The following is an 8286-nucleotide window of genomic DNA, read 5'->3' on the forward strand; positions in this document are numbered from 1 at the left end:
AAAGAAAAAGGTTTTTGATATGGTGAATCATAGGATAAAAATGTAGTAGCATAACTAGTTGATTTAGAAACATCAATACTTAAAACAGGTTGATACATAAAATTCCTCCTTTTTTACCGGTGACCCTAGCAAAGGCTCCTTCTCAGGTTCGCGCAGTGATTCGGGTTCGAAACCCAACCAGCTCAATCGAGATATGAAGATTGCTTGGGCTTGAACAGTTTATGCGACGGGATCAATGTCCCAACAATGCATACGTTCTATCACCCGGGTTTGTCTTAAGTATAAAATACAATACTAAAATAAAAAAGTTCATATCCAGATTAAACTGGTTATGAACCTATTATACGAACAATGCATTTGCATAAAGGTGCTGGAAGCACGTTTCGGGGCGGGTTCAGCACCACACCTTCTCACTGGGTGCGAGCACCGCCAAGGGGGTATCCCTTTGGGGTCCAGTTCGAAGGCGTCGCAAATGCGAGACGTTATATAAAACTGTCCCCATTGTTTGCTAGGGTAGGTTTTCTGGAGTTTTTATTTTAAAGTCTTTAATAAAGCTTGAATTTAGCAATAATAAAATTTGCAATCAATTTGCTTAGATAAGTATAATTACGTTTTAGAGTTAGAATTGGAGATGAAAGATATGGACACTGTTATTCGTAAGATTTTAAATAAGAATCAAATAAATGAACCATTTGTTAAACTAATTACCCATGGTATTGCAAATGAAATATATGCAACACCGAATTTTATTTTAAGGATTCCTACAGATCATCCAGAAGCAAATTCAGACGCCTTTACTGAATCTGTAGCAGCCCCATTGGCTAAGGTAAATGGAATAAAAACACCAGAATTAGTTTGCTTTGATAATTCCTATATGATACTAAACAAAACATATTCTATTTGGGAAAGGATTCATGGATTCACTCTTGGTGAAATAGATGAATATTTGCAATATTGTAATACATGGAAGGAAATAGGTTTTGAACTTGGGAAATTGCATACCAATATTAAAAACTGTGATGACCCAAAAGGGTGGCTTGATAATCCTGACAGAGACTACACAAAAGATATGATAATTAAGAGTTTGCTTAATAATGACAGCAAATCTTTATATTTGTTAGAGCTAGTAGAAAGTAAATATAAAGATAAAACTTTTTCTTATAAGAAATGTTTTGTCCATGGTGATACTAATGAGTTTAATTTTTTATGTACGAATAATGATCAATTATTATCTATTATTGATTGGGGTGATGCAGGTTGGGCCGATCCAGCTATAGATTTTTACATGATTCCAATAGATGTTATAGATAATGTTTTAGAAGGTTATAGTCAAATTGCAGGAATAAATGTTGAGTATGATTTTATAAATCGAATTATTTTAGATAAAGTATGGACAGGAATTGAAGAAAGACAAGATTTATGTATACTAGAAAAGAATATAATGAAATTAGAAAGTCAGCTACTGAAAAGGTTGTAGATTTAAATATATTGGTGTTATGCTTAATTATCAAAGAAGCGAGTAGCTTATTAAATAAATTAAGAATAAATAAACTGATAAATTATAAGGGTATTCCTTACGGGTCAATGGGGACAACTTTACATAACAATACATTTGCATAAATGCGCTGGAAGCACGTTTTTGGAGCAGGGTCAGCACCACACCTTCTCACTGGATGCGAGCACCGCCAAGGGGGTATTCCTTAGGTGTCCAGTTCGAAGGCGTCGCAAATGCGAGACGTTAGGTGACATACTACCTAGGTTAGATTCTGTAAAATTATTGTTTCCAAAGAAAATATTCATTGGAGGACTACATGAGTGAAGAAAAGTTTATTCAACATATAGGTGATTACAGATTACATGACGGAATTATCGAAGAGATTATTGAAAGAAAAGAAGAAGTGGAAATATTCATTAGAGGCTGTAATGGAGATTTGCTTAAGTTTACTTTTTTTGGCACAAGTAAAGTAAGAAGAAATGAATCAAAAGGAATGATGATATATTCAGTGTCAGAAATGAGTTGTGAAGAAGACACAATGAGGCATTTTGTGTTTATCAACTGGGATGAAACTAGCAAAGCTTTTCTAGAAGTAATTGCTGAGAGTTTTGAAATTCAATTAGTTGAAGAATAGATTCTTTTCAAATCATAAGATTGTTGGTGAATTTGTTATCTTAGTTGCATACTAAAATATCAGCAATAGAAGAAATACTAATCATACATGTTTTAAAGAAGACTTTGAAAGATGACGGAAAAACAATGGTTTATTTAATTATTATGCCTAAATTTTGTAAACTCGTACGATCACCTAACAGCGTGTTTACAGGAGGTGCGGGCGGGTACGTTTTGAGGGAAAGATCAGCGCACCACATCCCTTCACCGGGAACGACGTTCCGCCAAGACGGTCTATCTATGGGGTCCGGTTCAGGGACGTCGTAAACACGGAAACGTTAGCAGACATGCTAAAAAGTTTCTACATAATAATGGAGGTAAGATGATGGGGAAAATAATTATAGTTCAGCATTGTCAATCAGAACATCATATTAACAATTTATCTGGGGGCTGGACAGATACTCCACTGACTTATTATGGGCGAAAGCAGGCCAATTTAGTTGGTGAGAGATTAAAAAAAGAGATAAATGTTGATGAATTTACGTTATTTTCATCTGATTTGATGAGGGCTAATCAGACAGCAGAAATAATAGGTAGTCATCTGAAATTGAATGTAATTGAGGAAGCTGGATTAAGAGAAATAAATACTGGGATTGCAGCAGGCAAAACAAAGGAATGGGTTAGAGAAAATGAAAACCCGAGGTTGAACGAAGGTTTTGATATAGATCATTTAGCATTTGCAGAGGGAGAAACGAATAGACAGTTTTATAAAAGAGTTTGTGAATGTATGGAAAAAATATATTCTTCAGAGAAATCGAACTTATTGATTGTGACTCATGGAGGTACATTATCAAAGATTGTAGCATGGTGGTTAAAGCTAACCCCTGAAATGATAAATGAAGCTTGTTTTTTGGGTTCGTCAGGAAATATATCTATACTATCGAAAAGCAGATATGGTCAAAATGCATTACATCTTTTTAATGATACTTCGCATTTATTGGAGCTGACAAAGGGATAGTGATATCCACGATCTACTAACAATATATTTGCGGAAGGTGCTGGAGAGCACGTTTCAAGGGAACGGTCAGAGCATCACACCATCTCACTGGGTGCAAAGCACCGCCAAGGGGTATTCTTTTGGGGTCCAGTTCGAAGGCGTCGCAAATACGAAATGTTAGGCGACAGAAATCACATAATAGAGGAGGTAATAAAATGAATGATAAAGCAAAAGAATTAAATATTAATGAAATAATAATAAGTTTAGTGGAAAGGCATTCGGAAAAAATTTGTGATAGTATTAGTAAATTTCTAAAGGATAATCGCAACAAATTACTAATAGATTTTAATTTAGCTTTTAAAAAATATTTGTCAAATGCATACGAGAAGTATAGTAAGATTAAAACTCTATTGTATAGAACAGAGCCTAAATATTTATATGACTTTTTTGAATGTAATACATTGATGTATGGAAATGAAATAATTAATTCTGAAGATGTAAATAACGTATTAAATATTTCAAAGTTTATTATAATTCAAGGAACTGGAGGAATTGGTAAAACTACTTTGATGAAACATTTTTTTATTGATGAATTAAAGAAAGATGACTTAATTCCAGTTTTTATTGAATTAAAAGATTTAAACAAAAAAGATAGAAATCTTTATAACTGTATTTATAATTCCTTGTGTTTATTAGGTTTTGATTTAGAATTAGAATACTTAGAGTATGCGTTAAAAAGTGGTTGTTTCTTAATTTTGTTAGATGGATATGATGAAATAGATAGCAATTTGAATGCAGTTTCATTAGCGGAAATTAGGGACTTTTGTGATAAATACAATGAAAACTACTATATTATATCTTCAAGACCGAATGATACGTTTATTTCTTTACAAAGATTTACAGTTATAGAGTCATTAGATTTTTCAAAAGAGCAAGCTATAAGCTTGGTGGAGAAATTAGATTACGATAAACCTATAAAAGAAAGATTTTTAGAAGAATTAAAGAGTAATCTATATGATAATCATAAATCTTTTGCTTCTAACCCATTATTACTTAATATTATGCTATTAACATTTGACAACTATGCTGAAATACCTGAGAAATTGCATATTTTTTACTCTAATGCTTTCGAGACACTTTATTCAAAACATGATGCAACAAAAGGGGGGTATAAAAGAGAGATGCTTAGCAAGTTATCCTATGATAACTTCAAGAGGATATTTGCTAAATTTTGCTTTACAACTTATATTAAAAATTGCTATGAATTTACAATTGATGAGTTAATTGATTATATGAATGATGTCTTGAAAACTACTGAAGTTGAGTGTAATATTCAATTTTATATTAATGACTTAATCCATGCAATTTGCGCGTTATATCTTGATGGTAACAAATACAAGTTTACACATAGGAGTTTTCAAGAGTATTTTACTGCAGTATATCTAAAAGAATTATCAGATGTTCAGCAAAGTAAAGTAAGTGTTTATCTAATTGAGAATAGAGGATTTGGATATAAACATGATAAAGTATTTGATATGTTTTATGATATGGCTAAAGATAGATTTGAAAGAAATATAATTATCCCTTTGCTAAAAGAACTTGAAAATAAAATGGATAGAAATGATGAGCGATATTTAGAATATTTCAGGTCTCTTGTTGAAGGGATATCAATTAAGCAAGGGGATAATGGTGAAGTGCAATTATGGAAAGTATCAAGTCTAAAGAATCCAAAAGCGGACTTTATCTTCTATATAACCAAAAAGTATCCTATAGCAAAGCATATCTATTCTAATGAGGATTATGTAAAGAGACTATTAATGCAATTAAAAGAAGAAGAAATGGAAGAATTATCATTTGATTGTAAAGATATTATTAATGATATTGAATTGTATGAATATGTTAATAAATCATGGATAGGGGAATCTGTGTTGCTTGCTACTAATTTGTTAAAAGAACTAACAATAAAACAAAATAAAATCATCAATGACTTAAATGAATTATTAAAGTAAAGTTCTTCTGAGTATCATTCCATCGCCTAACACTATGTTTACGGGAGGTGCTAGTGGGCACATTTTTAGGATAGGTTCAGGCACCACATCCCTTCACCGGGAACGAAGTTCCGCCAAGACGGTGTATCTTTGGGGCCCGGTTCAGTGACGTCGTAAACACGGAAACGTTACACGAAATCATTAGAATAATAGTGCCTCTTTTAATGAGGATATAACTTTTTATAATACTATTAAATATAAAAAATGATATAATTATTATATAAAGAACATTTTGAAAAAGGTGGTGTAAACAAATGAAATGGGAAGAAGTAAGAAAAATATACCCTAACAGATTTGTTAAGATTAAAGTGCTAAAATCACATATTAAGAATAATGTTAGATATATTGATGATATGGCAGTAATTGAGTCATATGATGATGATAGAGAAGCAACAAGAGAATTAGTAAGAGCAAAAGATGATATTCTAGTTTATCATACTGCGAATGATAAGATTGAGATTGAAATAAAACAAATATTTGGATACAGAGGTGCTGTCTGATGAAATTGGAATTTAGAGATGGACTAATATTCACTTCAATCCAAGTGGTATACAAAGGAAGAACGAAGGAAATTCAAAATGTAGTAATAGACACTGGAGCAGCTGAAACGATTATTTCACCAGATATAGTTGAAGATTTAGGAGTAATAGCTGAACCCACTGATAAAGTCAATTCTTTTTATGGGGTAGGAGGGAGTCTTCATAACTTTTTTACGAAAAAGGTTGATGAAGTTATTTTGGCTGAAGAGAAGCTTTCAAATATTAAAGTTGATTTTGGAATGATTGATCCTAGAGGATATATAAATGGTCTATTAGGACTTGATTTACTTATGAAAATTGGAGCAGTAATTGACTTGAATGAACTAACAATTAGAGTAAATAAGTAAACCTGGATATAGATAGTCGCCTCAGTTGCGACTATTATTTTTTGATATATGACTCCGTGTAACAGTGTGTTTACGGGAGGTGCTGGTGGGCACGTGTTGAGGGAAAGTTCAGCGCACCACATCCCTTCACCGGGAACAAAGTTCCACCAGGACGATCTATCTTTTGGGTCCGGCTCAGGGACGTCGTAAACACGGAGACGTTATATCACATGGGAGGAAAAGAAACCGCCGCGTCCTGCCACGGAGTTTGGTGTAAAACTCTGTAAAGCGATATACCTATAGCTTGTAATACAAGTATTTCTTGTATGACATATAAATAATAATGAAAGGGTGATTCATATGAGACAAGCAAATATAATAAAATCGTATAAATTAAGGAGGGTGACTATATTTTAACCCTCATATTAAACAGGAGGTATTTTATGGCATTTAATTGGATTAATGCAGAGGAATTTTCATTCAACACTTTTTTATTAATGGATAGGTGGATGATTAGATTCATAACAAAAATAAAGTGGCCAGAATTCAGGAAAGATCTTGGGATTGCTTTAACTCACAACCCTTCAGTATGTTGGTATTTTATTAATAAATGTCCAGAATGCAAAGATGATGTATATGAAATGCTTCAGAATCTACCTATAAACCTTACTGATGAAGAAATTAGGAAGAGTGAAATATTTGTACTAAATGAAATAGATAGCTTTGTAGTTTATGTCTATCCTAATATTATGGAGCAATGTCCTTATATTAGAGATTGGAAAGAAGAACGCCTATTATCAATGGTAGATTTTAAAGATAAAGTTGTACTTGATATAGGAAGTGGTACAGGAAGGTTAGCTTTTGTAGCAGCAAAATTGGCAAAATGGGTTTATGCTAGTGAACCTGTTGATAGACTTAGGGAGTATATGCGTGAAAAAATTCAACGTTTACAAGTCAAAAATATGTTTGTAATTGATGGTACTGTTGAGAGAATACCTTTTGAAAATGATGTCTTTGATATTGTAATGGCAGCACATGTGGTAGGTGATGATTATGTCAAAGAGTATAACGAGATGAAACGCGTCGTTAAGTCTGGTGGATACATTATTGACTGTATGGGAGAAGATGATCGTAAAAGGAATGCACCTTCGGAAGACTTAATAAAACTAGGTTTTGATTATTCTCATTATACTTCAATTTCTGGTGGAGATGTATATAGGTACTGGAAACAAATTATAAAGTAATAATTTATTAGCTTAAGGGGCCGACGTCCTGTCGGCCTCTGAATATTGGGCCCTCCCACGTAACATAACAATGTGTTTACATAAAGGTGCTGGAAGCACGTTTTTAGGGAAAGGTCAGAGCACCACACCTTCTCCCTGGGTGGCAAGCACCGCCAAGACGGTCTATCTTTAGGGTCCAGCTCGAAGGCGTCGCAAACACGAGACCGTTAATCGACATGGTGTGTAAATGGCCGCGCGTCCATGCGCGGATTGGAAAGCAATAATTGGAGTGTTAGTAATGTATAAGCTATTTGAGGGGAAAATAAAATGACAGAATTTTGGGATCTATATGATAAAAGTAAAAATAAGTTAGGACGATTACATGAACGAGGGTTACCACTTAATAGCGGCGAATATCATCTGGTAGCTGAAATCTGGGTGGTAAACAGTAACAAACAAATCCTTTTAACCCAGAGACACCTAGATAAAAAATGGGGTGGCTATTGGGAATGTTCAGGAGGGGCTGTCTTAGCAGGTGAAGATAGTCTTACGGGTGCAAAGCGAGAGCTATATGAAGAAACTGGGTTAAGAATAATAGATGCGCAAATCGAATTTTTAGGAACAATGATAAATAAAGACTGGATTACAGAAACATATATTGTAAATTTGGATGCACTTACATACAATTTAAATCTACAGGATGGAGAAGTAATAAATGCAAAATGGGTAGATATTTATGAATTTAGAGATATGTGCGCTAGAAAAGTAATTGTTCCCGCTACTATTCAGCGCTTCAATTTATATAAAGAAAAATTGAATGTGTGTGATTAAATTTGAGATATTTTGATTTAGATTGTTTCTATATACCATAAAATCTAGTATGTAAAAAGAAAAAATTAAGGAGTCGCCGTCCATGGCGCCCTCTGGCTTCGTGGGTCACACCACGTCGACTAAACCAGCTAAGCTAAGTCAATAGTTTTTTAAAAAAATATAATTTGTTCGAAAAAAAGGCACAGCAAAGCCAGCCTAGTTTACTAGACTTTTTT

The 8286-nt window shown here is 33.4% G+C and carries 8 protein-coding genes; all 8 read left to right on the top strand.

From position 1 onward, the window contains the following. Positions 1 to 640 precede the first annotated feature (640 nt). The 8 genes from BLP68_RS20850 to BLP68_RS20885 all read left to right on the top strand — a co-directional run bounded on the left by BLP68_RS20850 (position 641) and on the right by BLP68_RS20885 (position 8071). Positions 641 to 1477 (top strand): aminoglycoside phosphotransferase family protein, encoded by an 837-nt coding sequence (locus tag BLP68_RS20850; protein WP_091547661.1) that lies wholly within the window; start codon positions 641 to 643, stop codon positions 1475 to 1477. Between the two features lie 334 nt (positions 1478 to 1811). Beyond that, positions 1812 to 2129, top strand: a complete 318-nt coding sequence (locus BLP68_RS20855) for a hypothetical protein (RefSeq protein WP_091547663.1) — start codon at positions 1812 to 1814, stop codon at positions 2127 to 2129. Between the two features lie 363 nt (positions 2130 to 2492). Continuing rightward, the gene (locus BLP68_RS20860) at positions 2493 to 3125 is read left to right on the top strand and encodes a histidine phosphatase family protein (RefSeq protein WP_176759143.1); all 633 of its coding nucleotides are present in this window, start codon (positions 2493 to 2495) and stop codon (positions 3123 to 3125) included. Positions 3126 to 3319: 194 nt separating this feature from the next. Beyond that, on the top strand, positions 3320 to 5113 hold the full coding sequence (locus tag BLP68_RS20865; protein ID WP_091547666.1) for an NACHT domain-containing protein: 1794 nt from the start codon (positions 3320 to 3322) through the stop codon (positions 5111 to 5113). A gap of 293 nt (positions 5114 to 5406) precedes the next feature. Further along, entirely contained in the window at positions 5407 to 5652 is a 246-nt protein-coding gene (locus tag BLP68_RS20870) for a hypothetical protein (protein ID WP_091547667.1), read from the top strand. After that, positions 5652 to 6038 carry a retroviral-like aspartic protease family protein gene (locus BLP68_RS20875; RefSeq protein ID WP_091547669.1) on the top strand — a complete coding sequence of 129 codons (387 nt, stop codon included), beginning with the start codon at positions 5652 to 5654 and terminating at the stop codon, positions 6036 to 6038. The genes BLP68_RS20870 and BLP68_RS20875 overlap by 1 nt, the downstream gene beginning before the upstream one ends. 422 nt (positions 6039 to 6460) lie before the next feature. After that, complete coding sequence (locus BLP68_RS20880; RefSeq protein ID WP_091547670.1) at positions 6461 to 7261, top strand: class I SAM-dependent methyltransferase; 801 nt, start codon at positions 6461 to 6463, stop codon at positions 7259 to 7261. Positions 7262 to 7567: 306 nt separating this feature from the next. Next, positions 7568 to 8071 carry an NUDIX hydrolase gene (locus BLP68_RS20885; RefSeq protein ID WP_091547672.1) on the top strand — a complete coding sequence of 168 codons (504 nt, stop codon included), beginning with the start codon at positions 7568 to 7570 and terminating at the stop codon, positions 8069 to 8071. Positions 8072 to 8286 lie beyond the last annotated feature (215 nt).

The sequence above is a fragment of the Alkaliphilus peptidifermentans DSM 18978 genome, assembly GCF_900101495.1.
GTDB classification, from domain to species: domain Bacteria; phylum Bacillota; class Clostridia; order Peptostreptococcales; family Natronincolaceae; genus Alkaliphilus_C; species Alkaliphilus_C peptidifermentans.

Excerpts from the sequence above, each read along its gene's own strand:
- BLP68_RS20880 (WP_091547670.1), top strand. The coding sequence starts at position 6,461 with ATGGCATTTAATTGGATTAATGCAGAGGAATTTTCATTCAACACTTTT.
- BLP68_RS20875 (WP_091547669.1), top strand. The coding sequence starts at position 5,652 with ATGAAATTGGAATTTAGAGATGGACTAATATTCACTTCAATCCAAGTG.
- BLP68_RS20855 (WP_091547663.1), top strand. The coding sequence starts at position 1,812 with ATGAGTGAAGAAAAGTTTATTCAACATATAGGTGATTACAGATTACAT.
- BLP68_RS20860 (WP_176759143.1), top strand. The coding sequence starts at position 2,493 with ATGGGGAAAATAATTATAGTTCAGCATTGTCAATCAGAACATCATATT.
- BLP68_RS20865 (WP_091547666.1), top strand. The coding sequence starts at position 3,320 with ATGAATGATAAAGCAAAAGAATTAAATATTAATGAAATAATAATAAGT.
- BLP68_RS20870 (WP_091547667.1), top strand. The coding sequence starts at position 5,407 with ATGAAATGGGAAGAAGTAAGAAAAATATACCCTAACAGATTTGTTAAG.
- BLP68_RS20885 (WP_091547672.1), top strand. The coding sequence starts at position 7,568 with ATGACAGAATTTTGGGATCTATATGATAAAAGTAAAAATAAGTTAGGA.
- BLP68_RS20850 (WP_091547661.1), top strand. The coding sequence starts at position 641 with ATGGACACTGTTATTCGTAAGATTTTAAATAAGAATCAAATAAATGAA.